At 62.4% G+C, this 21,124-nt stretch carries 15 protein-coding genes and 1 pseudogene; 5 read left to right on the plus strand and 11 right to left on the minus strand.

Features of this window, described 5'->3' with window-relative positions; genetic code table 11:
- Positions 1–157: 157 nt before the first annotated feature.
- Positions 158–592 (plus strand): VOC family protein, encoded by a 435-nt coding sequence (locus tag C7I85_RS14480; RefSeq protein ID WP_106724689.1) that lies wholly within the window; start codon positions 158–160, stop codon positions 590–592.
- 87 nt (positions 593–679) lie between these two features.
- Here C7I85_RS14480 and C7I85_RS14485 read toward each other — a convergent pair whose 3' ends face one another.
- Entirely contained in the window at positions 680–1,321 is a 642-nt protein-coding gene (locus C7I85_RS14485; RefSeq protein ID WP_106724690.1) for a DedA family protein, read from the minus strand.
- Positions 1,322–1,568: 247 nt separating this feature from the next.
- On the opposite strand from C7I85_RS14485, the gene C7I85_RS14490 reads away from it, so the two are divergent.
- Positions 1,569–1,880 (plus strand): hypothetical protein, encoded by a 312-nt coding sequence (locus C7I85_RS14490; RefSeq protein WP_106724691.1) that lies wholly within the window; start codon positions 1,569–1,571, stop codon positions 1,878–1,880.
- Between the two features lie 30 nt (positions 1,881–1,910).
- On the opposite strand, the gene C7I85_RS14495 is transcribed toward C7I85_RS14490, so the two are convergent.
- The 3 genes and pseudogenes from C7I85_RS14495 to C7I85_RS14505 all read right to left on the minus strand — a co-directional run bounded on the left by C7I85_RS14495 (position 1,911) and on the right by C7I85_RS14505 (position 8,031).
- A complete protein-coding gene (locus C7I85_RS14495; RefSeq protein WP_106724692.1) occupies positions 1,911–5,066 on the minus strand; it encodes an efflux RND transporter permease subunit in 3,156 nt (1,051 codons plus the stop codon).
- Positions 5,063–6,256 carry an efflux RND transporter periplasmic adaptor subunit gene (locus C7I85_RS14500; RefSeq protein ID WP_245444947.1) on the minus strand — a complete coding sequence of 398 codons (1,194 nt, stop codon included), beginning with the start codon at positions 6,254–6,256 and terminating at the stop codon, positions 5,063–5,065. The genes C7I85_RS14495 and C7I85_RS14500 overlap by 4 nt, the downstream gene beginning before the upstream one ends.
- A gap of 138 nt (positions 6,257–6,394) precedes the next feature.
- Positions 6,395–8,031 (minus strand): annotated as a pseudogene (locus C7I85_RS14505) (chloride channel protein).
- 200 nt (positions 8,032–8,231) lie between these two features.
- Between C7I85_RS14505 and C7I85_RS14510 the strand changes: the two are divergent.
- From C7I85_RS14510 to C7I85_RS14520, 3 genes are all read left to right on the plus strand, one after another.
- A complete protein-coding gene (locus C7I85_RS14510) occupies positions 8,232–9,215 on the plus strand; it encodes a zinc-dependent alcohol dehydrogenase family protein (RefSeq protein ID WP_106724693.1) in 984 nt (327 codons plus the stop codon).
- A 236-nt stretch (positions 9,216–9,451) separates the two neighbouring features.
- Positions 9,452–10,582, plus strand: a complete 1,131-nt coding sequence (locus C7I85_RS14515) for an efflux RND transporter periplasmic adaptor subunit (RefSeq protein ID WP_106724694.1) — start codon at positions 9,452–9,454, stop codon at positions 10,580–10,582.
- A 48-nt stretch (positions 10,583–10,630) separates the two neighbouring features.
- The gene (locus C7I85_RS14520) at positions 10,631–13,702 is read left to right on the plus strand and encodes an efflux RND transporter permease subunit (protein WP_106724695.1); all 3,072 of its coding nucleotides are present in this window, start codon (positions 10,631–10,633) and stop codon (positions 13,700–13,702) included.
- A gap of 53 nt (positions 13,703–13,755) precedes the next feature.
- On the opposite strand, the gene C7I85_RS14525 is transcribed toward C7I85_RS14520, so the two are convergent.
- The 7 genes from C7I85_RS14525 to rhaS all read right to left on the minus strand — a co-directional run bounded on the left by C7I85_RS14525 (position 13,756) and on the right by rhaS (position 21,105).
- Positions 13,756–14,700 carry a DUF5996 family protein gene (locus tag C7I85_RS14525; RefSeq protein ID WP_106724696.1) on the minus strand — a complete coding sequence of 315 codons (945 nt, stop codon included), beginning with the start codon at positions 14,698–14,700 and terminating at the stop codon, positions 13,756–13,758.
- Between the two features lie 104 nt (positions 14,701–14,804).
- Complete coding sequence (locus tag C7I85_RS14530) at positions 14,805–16,184, minus strand: FGGY-family carbohydrate kinase (RefSeq protein ID WP_106724697.1); 1,380 nt, start codon at positions 16,182–16,184, stop codon at positions 14,805–14,807.
- 3 nt (positions 16,185–16,187) lie between these two features.
- The gene (gene rhaM, locus C7I85_RS14535) at positions 16,188–16,505 is read right to left on the minus strand and encodes an L-rhamnose mutarotase (protein WP_106724698.1); all 318 of its coding nucleotides are present in this window, start codon (positions 16,503–16,505) and stop codon (positions 16,188–16,190) included.
- A complete protein-coding gene (locus C7I85_RS14540) occupies positions 16,505–17,509 on the minus strand; it encodes an ABC transporter permease (RefSeq protein ID WP_106724699.1) in 1,005 nt (334 codons plus the stop codon). The genes rhaM and C7I85_RS14540 overlap by 1 nt, the downstream gene beginning before the upstream one ends.
- On the minus strand, positions 17,506–18,483 hold the full coding sequence (locus tag C7I85_RS14545; protein ID WP_106724700.1) for an ABC transporter permease: 978 nt from the start codon (positions 18,481–18,483) through the stop codon (positions 17,506–17,508). The genes C7I85_RS14540 and C7I85_RS14545 overlap by 4 nt, the downstream gene beginning before the upstream one ends.
- Complete coding sequence (locus tag C7I85_RS14550) at positions 18,480–20,021, minus strand: sugar ABC transporter ATP-binding protein (RefSeq protein WP_106724701.1); 1,542 nt, start codon at positions 20,019–20,021, stop codon at positions 18,480–18,482. Before C7I85_RS14550 ends, C7I85_RS14545 begins: the two co-directional genes overlap by 4 nt.
- 79 nt (positions 20,022–20,100) lie before the next feature.
- On the minus strand, positions 20,101–21,105 hold the full coding sequence (gene rhaS, locus C7I85_RS14555; protein WP_106724702.1) for a rhamnose ABC transporter substrate-binding protein: 1,005 nt from the start codon (positions 21,103–21,105) through the stop codon (positions 20,101–20,103).
- Positions 21,106–21,124 lie beyond the last annotated feature (19 nt).

Below are 21,124 nucleotides of genomic sequence, written 5' to 3' on the forward strand. Positions count from 1 at the left end.
AGCCAGTCAGAGATTTAAAAACGGCGTCTTTGCCGGTACGGTTCACGACCTCACGATTGGACGCAGAAAAAAGCTTAAGCGGGTTGTCGGATTTGCAACCGTCCGTTCGTCACTATGAGAGCCGCCTACGGCAAAACCGAACAACAGGAGTTTCGCAATGTCCGAAGCAACCGCACAGACCATGGAGAATCCGGCCCCGAAAGTGCATGGCGGCCTCGTCGCCTATCTGCAGGTCGACGGTGCCCACAAGGCGGCCGAATTCTACCAGCGCGCCTTCGGCGCCGAGACCGCATTCGCCTATCCGTCGGACGAGAAGGGTCGGACCATGCACGTCCACCTCTACGTCAACGGAAGTTCCCTGATGCTCGGTGATCCGTTTCCTGAGCATGGCCACCCGAGCGTGCCGCCGCAGGGCTATACGATGCAGCTCGTACTGGGCGACGACGTCGATGCCTGGTGGAAGCGGGCTGTCGAGGCCGGCTGCGAGGTGGTCGTGCCGCTCGGTGACATGTTCTGGGGCGACCGCTGGGGCCTGCTGCGCGATCCTTTCGGCGTCAACTGGGGAATGAACTCGCCGGTCAAGAAAGGCTAAGTCGACGTTGTCGGCATTCTGCCGTCGGCCTTTTCGGGCCGGCGGCAAGAGCTTCCGAAGGGCTTCGATAGCTCTTTTCGCGCGAGCTTAAAGGGGGCCGGGCAATGCGGCCCTGGCGCGCAACTCCAGTTCCTTCTCGTGATGCCGGAAGAACAGATAGCCGGCGATCACCAGGACGACCGCCCCGATAAGCAGTATCGCGCTGACCGGGCCGGCGACGGCTCTGATGCGCTCGCCGAAGAAATACGCTCCGCAGCCGAACAGGATTGCCCAGCAAATGCCGCCCGCGGCATTCATCAGCAGGAAATGCGGCCAATTCATCCGGTTGGCTCCGGCAAGCACCGCCGCAAAGGCGCGCAGAAAGGCGACGAAGCGCCCGAAGAAGACGATTTTGCCGCCGTGCTTGAGGAACATGTATTGGCCGACCTTGAGCCGGCCTTCGTCGAGGCGAATGTAACGGCCATATTTGGTCAGCAGTTTCAGGCCGATCGTATGGCCGATCAGGTAGCCGATATTGTCGCCGATGATGGCGCCGGCCGACGCAATGGCGATCACATGCACCAGGTCGATGTGATGGGTCGCGCCGGCATAGAGGGAGGCCGATACCAGCGCCGTTTCGCCGGGCATGGGAATTCCCATGCTCTCGCCCATGACCACGAAGAAGAGCACCCAGAGCCCATAGCTGTGTATCAGTTGGTGGAGCAACTCCGGTGAAAGGATATCGGGCATTTGGGTTACGCTGCGAGCCTGGTTGGAAAGTTAGAATGCCTGCGCCGGCCTTAGGTTGCGGCCCGCCCGGATATGAAGCGCGACGGGAAAGGCATGATCATGACTTTTTCCATCGTATCGCAAAGATAATTTGATCCCTTTGCGCCGATTTCGCCTGACATCTCAATGGGTGCGCGCCGGTTCCGCCCGGTGACGCCCAAAAGTTGATGTGCTATCTAGCTCGCATCGATAACAGGAGAGGTCTTCGATGAAAATACGCTTGTCTTTGGCCGCCACCCTGGCGCTGACGACTCTTGCGCTCGCCGGGTGCAACACGCCGGGGGAACGTGCCGTTGGTGGCGGCGCTATCGGCGCGGGCGTTGGCGCCCTGGCAGGGCAGGCCATCGGTGGGAACACGGGGAGCACAGTTGCAGGCGCCCTGATCGGCGGCGCTGCGGGTGCAGCGATCGGTGCGTCGACTGCGCCCAACATGTGCGTCTATCAGCAGTTCGACAAGCGCGGCCGTCCGCTTTACGACCGCTACGGCAACCCGCGCACCTATCAGGCGCCCTGCCGCTAATATGTTGATGGCCACATAGGCTGGCCAATCTCAGTTCTTGCCGCCCGCTGCTTCCGTTGAAGCGGCGGGCGTTTCCTTATCTGCTGCCGTTTCAGCCCCCTTGTGCCGGAACCGGGCAAGTCGGGCCGAAGCCCATTCGCTGAAAATCTCCATGTAGAGATATGTCACCGGCGTGGTGAACAGCGTGAGGGCCTGCGATACAATCAGGCCGCCCACCACGGCAACGCCTAGCGGCTGGCGCAAATCGGCGCCGGCGCCTATGCCCACCGCAATGGGAAGCGTCACCAACAAGGCTGCCATCGTGGTCATCATGATCGGCCGGAAGCGCAGCACCGCCGCTTCATAGATAGCCTCTTCGGCGGACTTGCCCTCGATGCGCACCCGCTCCAGCGCAAAGTCCACCATCATGATCGCGTTCTTCTTCACGATGCCGATCAGCATCAGCAGGCCGATGATCGCCATCATCGTCAGGTCGAAGCCGAATATGTTCAGGAAGAACAGCGCACCGACGCTGGCCGACGGCAGTGTGAGTAGGATGGTGATCGGATGCACGAAGCTCTCATAGAGCACGCCCAGCACCACATAGACCGCAAACAGCGCCGCGATGATCAGCATGGGCTGCGTCGACAGCGACGCCTGGAATTCATGCGCCGTGCCCTGGAAGGTGGGGGTGATGGTGTCCGGCATGCCCATCTGGGCTGCAGCCTTGTTGATGGAGTCCACCGCCTGGCCAAGCGACACGCCCGGTGCCAGGTTGAACGAAAGCGTAACCGAGGGGAACTGGCCCTGATGGTTGACCGCGATCGTCGTCGGTGCCGGCTCGAGCGTCGCGAACTGGCTGATGGGGATCAGCTTGCCGCCGGTTCCATGCACGTAGATGCGTGAAAGCGCTGAGACATCCGTCTGGTACTGCGGGGCAACCTGCAGGACGATGTGATAGGTGTTGAGCGGCCCGTAGAGCTGGGTGACGAAGGGCTGGCCGAAGGCGTCGTAGAGCGTCTGCTCGATTTCGGTCACGTTGACGCCGAGGCGGGCTGCGTTGTCCCGGTTGATCTTGATCATCAGTTGCGAGCTGCCGGTCTGCTGGTCGCTTGCCACGTCCTGAAGGCCGGGAATGGTCTTCAGCTTGGCCAGCATCTTTGGGCCCCATTCGTTGAGCTCATCCAGGTTGATGTCCTGCAGCGTGTACTGGTACTGCGTCGCGGTCAGGCGCGCGCCGATCTGGATGTTCTGGATGGACTGCAGGAATGTTGTCACGCCGGGTACCCCGGCGAGCTTTGGCCGCAGGCGCTGGATGAACTGACTCGCCGTTCCGATGCGCTCGCTGTAGGGCTTGAGCTGGATGAATATGCGCCCGTTGTTCAGGCCGGAACTCGAGCTGCCGCCGATCGAGGAGCCGAAAGCCTGGACGTCCGGGTCCTGCGCGATGATGCGCGCCACGGCCTCCTGCCGGCTCGCCATGCCTTCGAACGAGATATCCTGGTCGGCCTGCGTAAAGCCGAAGACCAGGCCCGTATCCTCCTGCGGGAAAAAGCCCTTCGGCATGGAATAGAACATCCATGCCGAAACGACGATCAGCAGGAGGTTCAAGGTCATGGTGGCGCGCCGGTGCCGCAGGGTGAAGTGCAGGCCCCGCTCATATACATCGAGCATGTATTGGAAGCCGCGCTCGCTCCATTGGTAGATCCGACCGTGCTTCTCTTCCTTCGGGTTTTGGAGCACCAGCGAGGCCATCATCGGCGACAGCGTCAGCGCAATCACCGCCGACAGGATCACCGCAAGCGTCACCACCATGCCGAACTCGTGGAACAGGCGGCCCACGATGCCGCTCATGAACAGGATGGGGATGAAGACGGCCACGAGAGACACCGTGATCGACACGATGGTGAAGCCGATTTCCTTCGCACCGAGCAGCGCGGCGGTGACGCGATCGTGCCCCGCTTCGAGATAGCGGTAGATGTTCTCCAGCATGACGATGGCGTCGTCGACGACAAGTCCGGCGGCAAGCGTCAGCGCCATCAGGGACAGGTTGTCGAGGCTGTAGCCTAATATGTACATGAGGCCAAATGTGCCGACCAGCGACAGCGGAACGGTCACGCTTGGGATCAATGTCGCCCAGACATTGCGCAGGAACAGGAAGATCACCAGCACAACGAGTACGACGGCCGCGAGCAGCGTCAGCTTGACGTCGGTGAAGCTCTCGCGGATCGACGACGACCGGTCGCTGATGATCGAAAGATTGATCGAAGGCGGGATGCCGGCCTGCAACTGGGGCAGGGTCGCCTTGATCTGGTCCACCAGCTGGATCGTATTTGCGCCGGGCTGGCGCCAGATGCCGATCATCTCACCGCGCGTCGTCCCAACCCAACTCGCCTGAAGCGGGCTCTCGGATCCTGCGGTGACCGTGGCGATATCATCGAGCCGAACGGGCGCCCCGTCGCGATAGGCCACGACCGAACGTCCGATCTCCTTCGTGTCGAAAAGCTGTCCGTTGGTGGCGATCTGGTAGGATTGTTGCGGCCCTTGCAGCGTGCCCACCGGCAGGTCGGCGGTGAGGCTGGCGATCGAATTGGCCACGTCATCGAGCCCGATGCCGCGCGCGGCCAGCGCCAGCGGATTGACGCTGACGGTTGGCGCATATTTCTGCTCCCCGAAGATCAGAACCTGACCGACGCCGGGGATGGCGGAAATCTGCTGCGCAATGTTCAGGTCGGCATATTGGTCGAGTTGCGTGAGCGGCATGACGGACGAGGTCATCCCGAGAATGAGGATCGGGTGATCCGCCGGGTTCACCTTCCTGTAGGTGGGGGGCGTCGGCAGATTCTTCGGCAGCGAGCCTCCGGCCGCATTGATTGCGGACTGCACGTCGCTGGCCGCCCCGTCGATGTTGCGCGAAAGGTCGAACTGAAGCGTTATCAGCGTGTTGCCGAGTGTGCTCGACGAAGTGATCTGGTTGACGCCGGGCAGATCGGCGAATTGCCGCTCGAGCGGCTGTGCGACCGAGGCGGCCATCGTTTGCGGGTCGGCGCCAGGCAGGCTGGCCGACACCGAGATAGTGGGAGAGTCGATCGTGGGCAGCGCCGACACGGGCAGCAGGTAGTAGCCGACGACACCGCCCACCAACAATGCCAGCATGAGAAGGAAAGTGGCGATCGGCCGCGCAATGAAAGGCGCGGAAATGTTCATTGGGTTGCCACTCCGCCAGGTTCTGCCGGGGTGGCCGACGCGATCCCGGTATTATTGTTGGCGATGGCCACGGCGGCGCCGGGCGTAAGCCTGGATTGACCCACAGTGACGACCTGCTCGCCCTCGGTGAGGCCCGAGCCGATCAGCGAGACGTTGTCCTCCGTCTGCGTGACGGTCACCGGCCGCACCTCGACCGTATCGTCGGGTTTCACCACATAGACGAATGTGCCCTTCGGACCGGTCTGCACTGCGGCGCTGGACACGGTGATGCCGTTCTCGACCGTCTCGACCACGAGATGCGCATTGACGAACTGGCCCGGCCACAGCGCTTCGTCCTTGTTGGGGAACCTCGCCTTGAGTTTTACCGTACCGCTCGCCTGGTCGACCTGGTTGTCGACGAGTTCCAGCGTGCCTTGTGCGATCTGTTTCTGGTCGGCAGGGTCATAGGCGAGGACCGTGAGCTTGCCTTTGCTCATGGCGCTGCGCACGCGCGGGATGTCAGTCTCGGGAATGGTGAACACGACGTAGATCGGCTTGATCTGGGTGACCACGACGAGCGTGCCGGAATTCGCCTGGACGAGGTTGCCGAGGTCGATCTGCCTGATGCCTGTTATCCCGTCGATGGGCGAGCGGATGGAAGCATATTCGACGTTCAGCTTGGTTGCGTCGATCATGGCCTTGTCGCCGGCAATGATCGCTTCGTCCGCCGCCACCGTCGCCTTCTGGGTGGCCACTTGCTGCTCTGGCGCGAAAGAACGCTTGAGCAGATCGGAATAGCGGACAAGGTCCTTCTGTGCGTTGACGAGATTGGCCTGGTCCTTGGCGAGGCTTGCCTGGGCCTGGTCAAGCGCCGCCTGGAATGGGCGGACGTCGAGCTGGATGAGGAGATCGCCGGGCTTGACCTCCTGGCCTTCCTTGAAATTTACGTTGACGACATTGCCTTCCACTCGGCTTTTGACGTCCACGGTATTATAGGCGGTGACCGCGCCCAGCCCGCGGATGATGACCGGCGTGTTCTTGGTGCCGGCGGTTACCGTCATCACCGGGACAGGTGCGGGCGCAGTACGGGCCGCCGCCGTGGTGGCGGAAGAACCGCCGCGCATGGTGTTGTTGTGGAAGGCCACAAATCCGACGCTGACACCGACGATGGCAGCAGCGCACCAGATCATGATTTTGAGCAGTTTTCCCATCCGCCAGGAGCACTTTCAGGTGGGCGTATTGTACGCCCTTGGCGATGGATTAAATGGTCAATCGATACTGCGGTTCCTCTTGGAACCGTCACTAGTTGGTGACTGGCCGGTTACCGGAAAGCCGGGAAAATCGCGCTGCTAGCGCTCTCCGGAGATGTCGCGACGGGCCTTGTCGAGCTCTTCCGCATAGCGCCTCAGCATATGGCCCTCCGTCAGAAGGCCAACGACTTTGCGGCCGACGAAGTCCTGCACCACAGCCAGTTCTTCGCTGCCGGAACGTGTGAACGCTTCTGCGGCCGCCTTCACGTTCATCGTCGGTACCAGCACCGTGTCATGGTATTTCGCAAGATCCGCGATCGGCTCGCGCTCGCCCGCCGTGTCCGGGTGCTTGGCGTGAACCTCGGCGACGACGAGTATGCCGAGATATTTCTTCTCGGGACCGGTGATGATCACGCGCTGCGTGGAGCCCAGCGGAACCGCGTTTCGGAACTCGGCCACGGTCATGTCGCCGGGCACGGTACGCGGATCCTCACGCATCATGCTGCCCACGGTGAGATTGCGCATCCAGCCGATATCCTGTGCGCCGCGGATGGTTTCTCCGCGGAGGTGGAAGCGCCAGGTCGAGAAGGAGAAGCCGAAGGTCTCCCGTACCAGCAGCGATGATACGATGGCCGCGGCCAGAACCACGCCGGTAAGCGCTAGATTGCCGCTGGATTCCAGCGCAAGGAACGTCATCGTCAGAGGTCCGCCCACCACGCCCACGGCCAGCAAGGTCATGCCGACGACCGCTGCGACCAGCGGATCGATGCCGACTTCGGGCGACAGTATCGCCATGCCGGCGGCGAATATCTTGCCCAGCAGCGCGCCCAGAAAGAGCGATGCGAAGAACAACCCGCCGCGAAAGCCGGAACCGAGCGAGACCGCGGAAGCGAGCACCTTGAGCACGAAAAGCTGGGCGACGACATAGAGCCCATAGTTCATTGCCAGTTCTCGGTGCAGGCCGCCATGTCCGCTGGAGAGGACTTGCGGCGTCATCAGGCCAAGCAGCCCGACGATGCAGCCGCCGAGCACCGGACGCAGGGTCGCGTCCACCGACAGCTTGGCGAAGAACTGCTAGCGGAAATCGCGGCTGCCATCACCGGGGCGACATTGGCGATGGAGTATGTGCCGATGATGAGCTCGAAGGCATAAAACGCGCCCGTGAGTGGTGCGCCGAAGGCCGCAGCGATCGCACCGCCTGCACCGGAGCCTACCAGGATCCGGACGTCGCCCCGGCGCAGACGGGTTTTGCGGGCTATCCATGATGCCACACCCGATCCGGCTTGCGTGTATGCCGCCTCCAGGCCCACCGATGCGCCGAAGCCGGTCGAGATGATCGTTTGCCCGCCGACGATGAAAGTGTCCGTCATGGACAGGCGTCCGCCATGCAGGGCATTGGCCTCGATCGGGTCAATCGGCGTGCGAAACCGCCGCCATCTCAGATAGACGACGCTCAATCCAAGGACGCTACCTCCGATGACCGGTATCAGTCCCTGCCACGGGCTGGACAGGGAAAACATCGCCGAAAGGCGGGCACCCGGCTGCAGACCGAAAAGCAGCCAGTGCATCGTCTGTACGATCCAACTCATCGCGGTGACGAGTACACCTGCTATTACGCCGACTATGCAGCCCAGCAGGACGATTGCGATGCCGCGGGCATTGAGGAAACGCAAGGTGGCGCGGACGTGCGCATACAGTCGTCCGGGTTGGGTAGCTGTGAAAGTATCGAGGCGCACGGCAAAGTCCAATCGGCAGAAAATAAGATTAGCAACAGCGCGCGTATTTGGACAATTGCATGATCGCAAGAGGCGGCGTTTCGAAAAAGGGACGTCGCCGTTGGAAAATGCGAGATGGGCCTGCCAAGGGTCAGCAATGCAGCGTGAGCGCGATTGTGCTAGCATCGGTCTCAACGAAGCTGATCTGGTGGAGCGCGAGGATGAAGGCGATGGTGCTGGAAGCCGTGGGGCGGCCACTGGTTCTCTCGGAGCGGCCGGATCCCGTGCCTGGGCCGGGCCAGATCAGGCTGGAAGTCGAAGCTTGCGCCGTATGCCGTACGGATCTCCATGTCGTCGATGGCGATCTTCCTGATCCGAAGCTTCCGCTCGTCCCCGGCCATGAAATCGTGGGCATCGTCGATGCCGTTGGCGATGGGGTCGATGCCGCACGCATAGGACGGCGCGTCGGCGTGCCGTGGCTCGGCCATACCTGCGGCACATGCCCTTATTGCCGGATGGGCTCGGAAAATCTCTGCGACTATCCGGAGTTCACCGGCTACACGCGCGATGGAGGCTTTGCCACCCATGTCGTTGCGGACTCGGACTTTGCCTTCGACCTCGACATGGAGGCGGATCCGGTTTCGCTTGCACCGCTTCTCTGCGCGGGCCTGATTGGCTGGCGGTCGCTGAAGCGGGCGGGCGAGGGCCGGCGCGTCGGTCTCTATGGCTTCGGCGCGGCCGCCCACATCATCGCGCAGGTTTGCATATGGCAGGGGCGAGAGGTCTATGCCTTCACGCGGCCGGGCGACGTGGAGGCGCAGCGCTTTGCCCGTGAAATCGGTGCGGTCTGGGCCGGAGGCTCGGACACGCAGCCGCCGGAGCAACTCGATGCCGCGATCATCTTCGCGCCGGTTGGCGCGCTCGTGCCGGAGGCATTGCGAGCGGTGCGCAAGGGCGGCCGCGTGGTCTGCGGCGGCATTTACATGAGCGACATTCCTTCGATGCCCTATGCGCTTCTGTGGGAGGAGCGTGAACTGGTTTCCGTCGCCAACCTGACGCGGCAGGATGCGCAGGAGTTCTTTCCGATAGCCCGGGAGGCGGGTGTCCGCACGCACACCACTCCCTATCCGCTGGAGCAGGCCAACACCGCTCTTGCCGATTTGCGCGCCGGACGGTTCAGCGGCGCTGCCGTGCTCATTCCCTAGTGAAGTCAAAGGGTACTGCCGAATTCGAAAGCTGTTCGGCGTAGCGCCGCGCGGACGGGAATAGACGCTGCGGTCTTTCCATCGGCTCGTCGGATACCTAGCTATGCAGTTAGACGTAAATCCGTTTCATACAGCGAACCTCATCCCGCCAGCGATTGCGCAACATTATTGCGCCCGGGGTATTGATGTAGGGCAGGCTTCGCGGAGGCACTCGTAAGACCTTGGAAAGGGTTGCGATGCTGAAGCGCATGATAATCATGCTGGCCCTTGTCGCAGTGGTGCTGGGCGGGGTCTTCGGGTTCGAGGCCTTCCGGGCGTCGATGATCGAGAAGGTCATGGCCTCGCTGGCCAATCCGCCGCAAACCGTCTCGACGATGGTGGCGGAAACGCAGGACTGGCAGCCGCAGTTGGAGGCGGTCGGCAGTTTGCGGGCTGTCAACGGGGCCAACCTCAGCGCACAAGTCTCCGGCATCGTTTCAGCCATCCATTTCGAGTCCGGCGCCGACGTGGATGAGGGCGATCTCCTTCTGGAGCTTGCCGCGGCCGATGACATCGCCCATCTCGAGGCCCTGAAGGCGACCGCCGCGCTCGCCAAGATTACCTACGATCGCGACAATGCCCTCGTCAAAAACACTACGGTGAGCAAGCAGGTCGTCGATACCGACAGGGGCAACATGCTGAATGCCCAGGCGCTGGCGGCGCAGCAGCAGGCCCTTGTCGACTACAAGACGATCAGGGCGCCGTTTGCGGGGCGGCTCGGCATCCGTCAGGCTGACATCGGCCAGTATCTACCCGCAGGCACCATGATCGTGACCTTGCAACAGCTCGACCCGATCTATGTCGACTTCTTCGTGCCGCAACAGTCGTTGGCGCAGATCAAGGTCGGCCAGCCGATAAAGGCGAAAGTCGACACCTTTCCCGACAAGACCTTTCCCGGAAAGATCTCGGCCATCAACTCGCAGGTGGATGCCGCGACGCGCAACGTGCTGATGCGGGCGACCCTGCAGAACAAGGCGCACCTGTTGCTCCCAGGCATGTTTGCCACGGTCGATATCGATATCGCCGCCCCGCAGAAGCTGGTGACCCTTCCGCAGACCGCGATCGCCTACAACTCCTACGGAAACATCGTCTATCTCGTCGACAAGCAGGGTACGGACACCAACGGCCAGCCTCAGCTCGTCGCCCGCCAGACTTTCGTTACCACAGGCGCAACGCGGGGCGATCAGGTCGCGGTGCTCAGCGGCGTGAAGGACGGTGATACCGTCGTAACCGCCGGCCAGATCAAGCTGCGCAACGGCGTGCCTATCCGAATCGAAAATGACGTGCAGCCTTTGAATAACCCCAATCCGAAACCGGTCGACAAGTGATGGACGGGCAGTCCGCCAGATAGCCGACATGGAATGCGGTAGGTCGTGATGAACTTCACCGACATCTTTATCCGCCGACCAGTTCTCGCGATCGTCGTCAGCCTGACGATCCTCGTGCTCGGCTTGCGCGCGGTCGGGTCCCTGCCGATCCTCCAATATCCCCGCACGGAAAACGCCGTCGTCACGGTCACCACGACCTATTACGGCGCGGACCCGGACGTCATCGCAGGGTTCATCGCCACCCCGCTCGAGAATGCCATCGCGCAGGCAAACGGCATCGACTACATGAGTTCGACCAGCCAGTCGGGCGTCAATGTCATCACCATCTATCTCCGGCTGAACTACGATGCCGACAAGGCCCTGACCGAAATCAGCACCAAGGTCGCCTCGGTCATCAACCAGTTGCCATCCGGCACCCAACAGCCGGTGCTGAGCATCAAGGTCGGGCAGACCATCGACGCCATGTATATGGGCTTCGACAGCGATGTCCTGCCGCGCAACAAGATAACGGACTACCTCACGCGCGTGGTCCAGCCCAAATTGCAGGCCGTGCCCGGCGTCCAGACCGCGGAAATCCTAGGCGGCCAGAATTTCGCGCTCAGGGCCTGGCTCGATCCGCTCAAACTTGCTGCCTTTGGCTTGACGGCCACGGACGTCTCCAACGCGCTGCAGCAGAACGACTATATCTCCGGGCTCGGCAATACCAAGGGCCAGATGGTGCAGGTGAATCTCACCGCCTCGACCAATCTGCACAGCGTCGAGGAGTTCGCAAACCTCGTCGTCAAGCAGAGAGGCGGCGCCATCGTACGCCTGAAGGACGTGGCCAATGTCTCGCTCGGCGCGGACGACTATGAATCGCAGGTCGCGTTCGATGGCAAGCAGGCAGTCTACATCGGCATCCAGATTGCGCCGGCGGCCAATCTTCTCGACGTGATTTCCGGCGTGCGCAAACAGTTTCCGGGCATTCAGGCGCAGCTGCCGCAGGGGCTGCGCGGCGCCATCGTCTACGACTCGACCGACTTCGTGAACAGTTCGATCCGCGACGTGATCTGGACACTCGGCGAAGCGCTGGTGATCGTCACATTGGTTATCTTCGCCTTCCTGGGCTCGTTGCGCTCGGTGCTGATCCCGACCATCGCTATTCCACTATCGCTCATCGGCACTTTCACGATGATGCTGGCGCTTGGTTTCTCGATCAACCTGCTGACGCTTCTGGCCCTGGTGCTCGCCATCGGCCTTGTCGTGGACGACGCCATCATCGTGGTCGAGAATGTCAACCGCCACCTCGACGAGGGCCAGCAACCCATTCCTGCCGCGATCCTGGCAGCGCGAGAACTCGGCGGCCCCATCATCGCGATGACGGTGGTGCTGATAGCCGTCTATGTCCCAATCGGATTTCAGGGAGGTTTGACCGGTGCACTGTTCACCGAGTTCGCCTTCACGCTGGTGGGCGCGGTGACGGTGTCGGCGATCGTTGCGCTGACGCTCTCGCCGATGATGTGTTCCCGCATCCTCAAGCCGCGCTCGGCCGAACGCGGCTGGCAGGAAAGATTGTCGGATTTCATCGATCGAACGTTCGATCGTCTGCGCGACGGCTATGAGCGGATGCTGCGCGGCAGCCTCAATTATCTTCCGGTGACGGGGCTCTTCGCACTGATCGTTCTGGGGAGCATCTACTTCCTCTACACCGGCGCCAAGAGCGAGCTTGCGCCGCAGGAAGACGAGGGCGTCATCATCGCCTCGGCCACGCCGGCGCCCAACGCAACACTGGACCAGAAGCTGCTTTATTCGAAGCAGGTCTACCAGATATATGCCCAATATCCGGAAACGGCCCATGTGTTCCAGATCGACGCTCCGGGCACATCGATCGGCGGCATGGTGTTCACGCCCTGGGACGAACGTACGCGGACCACGAACGAGCTGCAGCCGATAATCCAGAAGCAGCTCGACAACATCGCCGGTACCCGCGTCGCAGCCTTCCAGCTGCCGCCTCTGCCGGGCAGCCAGGGGCTGCCGGTGCAGTTCGTTCTGGGAACGACGGAGTCGTTCGAGCAGCTCAATCAGGTGGCACGGAATTTCCTGCAGGAAGCCGTGAAGAGCGGCATGTTCATCTTCCTCGACAGCGACCTCAAGATCGACAACCCGCAATCGACCGTCGTGTTCGACCGCAACAAGACCGCCCAGCTAGGCCTGAATATGAGCGACGTCGGCTCGGCGCTCGCCAACATGCTGGGTGGCGGATACGTTAACTATTTCAGCCTGGACAACCGTTCGTACAAGGTGATCCCGCAGGTGCAGCAACGAAGCCGGCTGAACGTCCAGCAGCTGATGAATTACTATATCGGCAGCGTGAACGGCGTTCCCATTCCGCTCTCGTCGGTTGCGACGGTCGAGACCAAGACCATTCCGGAATCGATCAACCACTTTCAGCAGCTGAACAGCGCGACCATTCAGGGTGTCGCCGCACCGGGCGTCGCACAGGCCGATGCGCTGAACTATCTGAAGGACCTTGCCCAAAGGACGCTGCCGCAGGGCTATTCGATCGACTACGCGGGACTGTCGCGGCAGTATATCCAGGAGTCGTCCGGCTTCATCGCCACCTTCGGCTTTGCGTTGATCGTGATCTACCTGGCTCTGGCGGCGCTATTCGAGAGTTTTCGAGATCCCGCCATCATTCTCGTCTCGGTGCCGATGTCGATTGCCGGCGCGCTGATCTTCATCAGCGTTGGCCTGGGTGGCGCGAGCCTCAACATCTACACCGAGGTTGGCCTGGTGACCCTGATGGGCCTGATCAGCAAGCACGGTATCCTGATCGTGGAGTTCGCCAACACGTCGCAGCTGGAAGGAAAATCCAAGCGCGAGGCCATCGAGCAGGCCTGCGGCATCCGGCTGCGTCCGATCCTAATGACGACGGCCGCCATGGTGCTGGGCGTCATTCCGCTGATCATCGCCACCGGCGCCGGCGCGGTGTCGCGCTACAACATGGGGCTGGTGATTGCCAGTGGCCTGGCGATCGGAACGCTGTTCACCCTGTTCGTCGTCCCTGCCGTGTATCTGATGATCGCAGCCGACCACTCGAAGCGGCGCGAGGTTGAAGAGGTCGTCGAGCCGCAGGCGTAGAGCCTTACGCAGGAGCAGCGGCAACAAACGGCCGCTCCAGCCAGCATGCTCGGTCAAACAATTCGTGGCCGTCTAGGCTCGCCTGGCGCGCATTCGAGGTTGGGGCAATCCCAGTTCCCGAGATCGGCCGCTGCCCGGTAGGTGGTGTCGAGGAAGGCCAGCAGCGTGGCCACAGGATCCTCTGCGCGCCGAACAGCGTCATATGGCAGCAGAAATTCGCCCAGCGTCTTGTCGAAATAGGCGGCGTGGGGTGCGACTTTCGTGTCGGCATAGCCGGGCGGAGCGGGATAGGCATAGGAATAGAAGGCCGGAAAATCCACTCCGCCGCCCCCGGGCCAGAAGCCCGCCGAGGAAACCTCGTGGCTATAGGCTTCGCGGGTGACCGCGTCGGGCAGGCTCGGCACGCCACCGGGATGCAGCGGCGCACGCCTGCCTGAAAAACGCGTCACGGCCAGATCGAAGCTGCCCCAGAAAAGATGGATCGGACTGACCTTGCCGAGAAACGAGGTGCGGAATTTGTAAAACACCGTCGAGATCGAGAGGCAGGCCTTGAAGAAGCGATGCACCGCATCGGCATCATAGGGGCGCTCGTTCAAATCCGCCTCGAAGGGAATTTGGTCGGGAACCTCGTTTGGATGGTCGTCCATTTCCGGCGTGCCGCCAAGGAACTCGATCAGTTCCAGAACATGCGCATGAAAAGCCGCGACGGACATCGGCTCCAAGGGGAAGCTTGCCTGCCGCCCCTCTGTGGAAGCGCCGACCACGCGATGGGCGATCAGGTCGAAGCTCAGCTCGATGCCGCCCGGGCGATCCGGCACCAGCCCTGTCGTGAAGCCGCGCGCATTCGGATAGAGCGTTGCGTGCCATGAATGGTTGACCCATGGCGTCCGGGCGAGCCGATATTTCCCAATGATCTGGAAGTAGAGGTGGAGCGCCGAGCAGGTGTCGCGCCAGGCGGGGTAGGGGATATCGGGCCATTGTTCGGCAGTATGAGCCATGTCCAAATCTCCTAGACGGCGATGTTCAAGTTAGCGCTTCAACGAGCGACGTGCATGAAAAGCTAGGGTAAGTCGGGGTTAGAGGCTAGTCAAAGCCGGTCTGGCTATGCGCAAACTTCGGCCACGGCCTCGCGCCAGGCGTTCGCATACTCCGCGAAGGATTGATTGACGGGCCTGGCTTCAGCTGTCTCCAGCGGCATCTGGTTGCCTTGATGTGCCGCCGCCAGCAGCGCGGCTCCGGTCGTGGTGCCGGTTTCCCGACCGTCTTGCGGCAGCACAGGGCGCCCGGTCGCGGCGCCAAGCATTTCCGCAAAGAGCACATTCTTCCCAAAGGGACCTTCCACGATGATGTCGCCATCCGCGCCGATGAGGTCGAGACAGGTCGCCGTCATCAGCGCGAGATAGAAGGAGGCCGCGACAAGCCGCTCGCCCAGCGACGGTTGTCCCGTCCAGCGCGACTGAGCGCGGGGAAATGGCCCAGACCCCTGCTGCACCGATGGCAAAAGAAGGATCTGTTCGGTCAGCACGCGCTCGACGTCCCGCTGCGTCCAACCGGCATCGAGCTCGGCAGTGAGCATGTCATACTCCCGCCCGCCCATGAACCGGGCAGAGGGTACCGGCGTGCCGAGCGCGCTGACATTCACCAATGTGTCGCGCGCTTCGTGGAGCAGCTTTTGGCCTCCACCCACGGCCATGCTCACCACCCAGGTTCCGGTCGAGACGACCGAAAAGGGATGCTGGCGCGCGACGAGATGCGGCAAGAGCGAGGCGTTGGAGTCGTGCAGGCCGCACAGTACCGGCGTTTCCGGATCGAGCCCGGTGCGCCGCGCGATTTGGGACAGGATCGGCCCCAGCCGGTCGCCCGCCGCGCGCAGGGGAGGCATCAGGCCTCGCAAGCCCATGGCATCGACGAGCACGGAGAAGTCGCGGCGTGCGGGGCTCCACAGGTCGGTGTGGCAACCGAGCGACGTGACCTCCGTCGCCCGCACCCCGCTCAGGCGGTAGGCCCAGTATTGCGGGTAGGGAAGGATGGAGCGCACGGCCGCGAAGCGGTCGGGAAATGCCTTTGCCTGCCAGTGGATCTGCGCGCCGAGATTGAGGCCGAGCGGCAGGCGCGGCGTGCCCGTCTCCGAGAAAGGCGGGCGCAGAGCGTCATATTCACCGGCGAGGGTATTCGGGCCGTCGTGCTCATAGTCGAGGACGGGCAACGCAAGTTCGCCATCCGCTTCGAGCAGCGCGGCGGTAGCGCCGTGCGTGGTGATGGAGATGGCGTCAATCGCGTGCTTGCCCGCAAACTCGCCAAGCCCGTCGAGTATAAAAGCCCAAAGCCGCTCCACGTCATGGTGGGGGTAGGGTGCGCCGTTCACCACCCTGTTGGGCGTCTTCAGCACGGCGATTTCGCGCAAGGTTTCGGCATCTACCAGCGCTAGCTTGGCGTTGGTCTTGCCGATGTCGATGACGGCGACGTGGCGCGGCGCTGCCATCGCTCATTCCGTGTGGAAGACGGTTTCGAGCGGCACGGCGACAGGCTCGTTGTCGGGCTTGGTTTCCATGATATCGGCCATGTGGGCCCACCAGCGCTGCATCACCGGATGCGCGGGCAATTCGTCCATGCGGTGGTCGTCTCGGCGCCACAGAACGCCGAAAAGCGTGTTTGTCTCCTCATCGAGATGGATCGAATAGTCCGAAACGCCCGCCTCCTTCAGCAGCGCCCCCAGTTCCGGCCATATCTCGTCATGCCGCCGCTTGTACTCGGCCTTCATGCCGGGGTTGAGCTTCATGCGGAACGCATATTTCTCGGCCATCAGGCAGCCTTTCTCATGAAGCGGCGCCACACCAACGGCAGCGCGATGACGAGGATGAGGAGCAGGCCGACGAAGATCGACATGACGATGCCCGGCACGTTGAGCAGGCCGAGGCCGAAGGTGACCAGCCCCATGATGAGCGCTGCCAGCACCACACCCGCTATGCTGCCCGAGCCGCCAAGGATGGAAACCCCGCCTAGCACCACCATGGTGATGACTTCGAGCTCGTAGCCCTGCGCGATGGAGGGTCGTGTCGAACCAAGCCGCGAAGTGATGAGCACGGCGGCGATGCCGGACATCAGCCCGGTGAGGCAGAAAAGGACGAGCTTGATGCGATCTACCCGGACGCCTGAGAACTGGGCGGCTACGGGATTGTTGCCGATGGCAAAGACGTAGCGGCCGAAATTCGTCCGGTGGAGGAGGACATAGTAGACGACCGCCGCCGCCAGGAACAGCGCGAGTTCGAACGACACCACCCACCAGACATAGCCCTGGCCGAAGAAGGCGAAGCTGGCCGGATAGCCCTTGTAGGCCTGGTCGCCGAGGATGATGAAGGCGATGCCGCGAAACAGGCTCATCGTGCTGATGGTGACCACGATCGAGGGCAGGCCAAGGCGCGTCACCAACAATCCGTTGAAGACGCCGCAGGCCAGCCCCACGCAAATGCCGATGCCGACCAGCGCCGGCGTGCTGAAGCCGAATTGCACTGCCATGCCCATCAGCGTCGATGCCAAGGCGATGATCGCAGCCACCGACAGGTCGATCTCGCCGGCGATGATCAGCAGCGCCATGGCCAGCGCGATCAGCGCCTTTTCGGTGAAGTTGAACGTCAGATCGGAAAGCGACCAGACGTCGAGGAAATAGGGCGAAGCAAAGCTGTTGATGATAAAGATCGCGACCGCCACGGCGACCAGCAGCGCCTCCCAACCCAGCAAAGCGGAGCGCAGCGGTCGGTCGAGGCGGTCGGGTATATGGCGCGCTTGCGTGGGCTGGATGGTGCTCATGCCGCTTCCGCCTTCTTCAGGATGATGCGGCCCTGCCGGCGTTCGCCGCGCGCATTGAGCACGACCGCGAGGATGATTGCGCTGCCGGAGATCGCCATTTGCCAGAAGGGCGAGACGTTGATGACGGGCAGCGCCGTGCTGATGATGCCGAGGAACAGCGCGCCCAGCACTGTGCCCCCTACCGAGCCTATGCCGCCGGCAATCGAGATGCCGCCGATCACGCAGGCGGCGATGATGTTGAGCTCATAGCCGTTGGCGATCTCGACCGAGGCGATGACGTAGCGCGACACCCAAAGATAGCCGCAGATGCCGGCGACTAGCCCGGAGATGCAGAAGGCAAGAAACTTGGTGCGCCCGACATTTATGCCGGCATAGACGGCGGCCGTGGGGTTCACGCCAATGGCGTAGAAGGAGCGGCCGAGCGCGGTGCGCGTCAGCATCAGGAAGAACAGCGCGATACCCACGATGGCAAACCATGACAGCAGCGGAACGCCGATGAACTGCATGCGCTGCAGGCCTATGAAGGTCGGACTCATCCGGTCGGCGTTCACCCACGCGCCGCCGGAAATCACGAAAGTCGCGCCGCGATAGATGGTGAGCGTGCCGAGCGTGACGACGATGGACGGAATATCCAGCTTCCACACCAGCAGGCCGTTGACGGCACCGAGCAGCAGCCCCACGCCCGCCGCGACCAACATGAGGACGGGCACGGGAATAGCCGGAAACGCAGCGTTCAACATCGCTACAACCATGCCGGTGAAGGCGAGGTTGGAGGCCATGGACAGGTCGATGGAGCGGGTGAGGATGACCACCATCTGCCCGAGTGCCAGGATCATCAGGATCGAGGTGTCATTGAAGATGGTCGCGAGATTGCCTGGGCTTGCGAAGGCGCCGAAGCGGGTCGAGATCAGGCCGATCAACAGGGCGATCGCCCCCGCGAGCCAGATTTCGCGATTTCTGATCAGCCGGTTCATTCAGCGATCCCCGCCGCTGCGCGCACCAGCGTTTCGGCGTTCAGCCCGTTGTTGTCGTAGACGGCTGCGATCCTGCCCTCGCGCATGACCACCACCCGGTCCGACATGCCGAGGATTTCCGGCAGCTCGGACGATACCATGATGACCGACAGCCCCTCGGCCACCAGTTCGGCCATGAAGCCGTGGACTGCGGCCTTGGAGCCGATGTCGATGCCCTTGGTCGGCTCATCGAGAATGATCACGCGTGGCGCGGTCGCGAGCCATTTGGCGATCACCACCTTCTGCTGGTTACCGCCTGACAGCGTGCCGACGTCCTGGCTGAGCGAGGAGGCGCGCAGGTCGAGGCGCTCGGTGTATTCGCGCGCCAGCGCAAATTCGTTGGCCAGCCGCAGGAAGCCCGACCCGGAGGTGCGCTTCAGCGAAGGCAGCGACACGTTCTGGAAGATCGGCAGGCCGATCACCACGCCCTGCTTGCCGCGCTCCTCTGGCACATAGACGATGCCGCGTTCGACCGCGTCGGCCGTAGAGCGCACCGAGATAACATTGCCGTCGAGGGCGATGGTTCCGCGACTCGTGCGCGTGATGCCGGCAACCGCCTGCATGACCTCGCTGCGGCCTGCGCCGACCAGGCCGTAGAAACCCAAGATTTCGCCGCGGCGCAGCTCGAAGCCGATGCCGTCGAATTCTGTTGGATGCGAGAGGTCGGAGACCTCGAGCACCGTCGGCCCGATCTCGGCTTTGTGCTTGGGAAAAATCTGGTCGACCGAGCGGCCGACCATCAGTTTTACGAGATCGCCCTGGCTGGTTCCTGGGATCAGCCCTTCACCCACCATCTCGCCGTCGCGGAACACGGTGTAGCGGTCAGCGATGCGGTAGATCTCGTCGAACTTGTGGCTGATGAAGAGGACGGCCTTGCCCTCGTTCTTCAGGAATTCGATGAGCAGGAAAAGCTCCTCGATCTCCTTGGCCGACAGTGCCGCGGTCGGCTCGTCCATGATGACGATCTGCGCGTCGATCGACATCGCCCGCCCCACCGCCACCAGATGCTTGTTGGCGATGCCGAGATCCTTCAGCCGCGCGTCGGCGTCGATATGACCGGCGCCGAGCGTTTCGAGAACCTCGCGCGCCTGGGCGCGCATGGTCTTCCAGTCGATGGTGCCGAAGCGCGTTCGCGGCGCGTGCCCGAGGAAGATGTTCTCGGCCACCGAAAGCTCGTCGAACAGCACCGTCTCCTGATGGATCGCGGTGATGCCGTGCTCGAAAGCGGCGTGTGCCGAGGGCAGGCTGACCGAGGTGCCCGCGACGCTTATGTCGCCGGCGTCAGGCTGGTAGATGCCGGTCAGGATTTTGACCAGGGTGGACTTGCCCGCGCCGTTTTCGCCGATCAGCGCCGTCACCTGGCCCGGATAGAGCGACAGGCTTACATCGCGCAGCGCCCGCACGCCGGGGAAACTCTTGGCTATGCCCGAAAGCGTAAGCAGCGGCTGGGAAACAGCCGCGCCTTCATCTGTTCGGATCGATTTGGCCTTGGCATCCATGGCAGCAGCGTTTTCGTGCGGGAGAACAACCGCGCTCAGGGAATGAACGCAGTTGTTTCCTCGCGAGGGTTTCTCGTGATCAGTAGATCTTCGAGAATTCTTCGATGTTCGACTTGTCGAAGGTGAAGGGCGCAGCCATAGCGGCCGAGTTGTTGTCGTCGAGCGTGACTTCACCGACGCGGCCGATGGACAGCTTCGCGCCCGGCTTCACCTCGTCCTTCTTGGCCGCGATGTCGTGGACCAGATAGACCGCCGAATAGCCGAGATCGATCGGGTTCCACAGCGCAACGCTCTGCGAGGCGCCGTTGTCGATGAACTTCTTGAACTCGGACGGCAGCGCGAGGCCCGTGACATTGACCTTGCCGATCAGGTTCTCGTCGGTCACCACCTGCGCGGCAGCAACGACGCCGACGGTGGTCGGGGCAATGATTGCCTTGAGGTTCGGATTGGACTTCAGAAGGCCCTTGGCCTCGTCCGTGCTCTTGGCCGAGTCGTCATCGCCATAGACGACCGAGACGAGATTGATCTTGGGGAATTTCTCCGGCAGTGCCTTCTTGGCGGCGTCGATCCAGGCGTTCTGGTTGGTCGCGGTCGAGGCGGCGGACAGGATGGCGACATCGCCGCCCTCCGGCAGGTGATCGGCGGCCAGCTTGATGATGGTTTCGCCGATCAGGTTGGTGTCCGAGGGGTTGAGGTGCATCTGGCGGCCTTCCGGCGCCACGCCCGAATCCCACGAGATGACGGTGATGCCGCGATCCATTGCCTTCTTCAGAGCCGGAACGAGCGCGTCGGCGTCGTTGGCCGAAATGGCGATGGCGTCGACCTTCTGCGCGATCAGCGAATTGATGACCTCGATCTGGGCTTCAGCCGTGGCCTTGGTTGGGCCGGTATAGATGACCTCAATGCCGCCGATTTCCTTGGCAGCCTCCTCCGCGCCCTTGTGCGCGGCGTCGAAGAAGCCGTTGCCGAGCGATTTGACGACCAGCGCCACCTTCATGTCTGCCAGCGCCGAACCTGTGAAAGCAGTCGTGGCCATGGCAACCGATAGGGCTGCCGCGACCGTCAGTCTCTTCAGAATGCTCATCGTTTCCTCCCTAGAGCGT

The sequence above is a fragment of the Pseudaminobacter soli (ex Li et al. 2025) genome (genome assembly GCF_003012705.1).
Lineage (GTDB): Bacteria > Pseudomonadota > Alphaproteobacteria > Rhizobiales > Rhizobiaceae > Pseudaminobacter > Pseudaminobacter soli.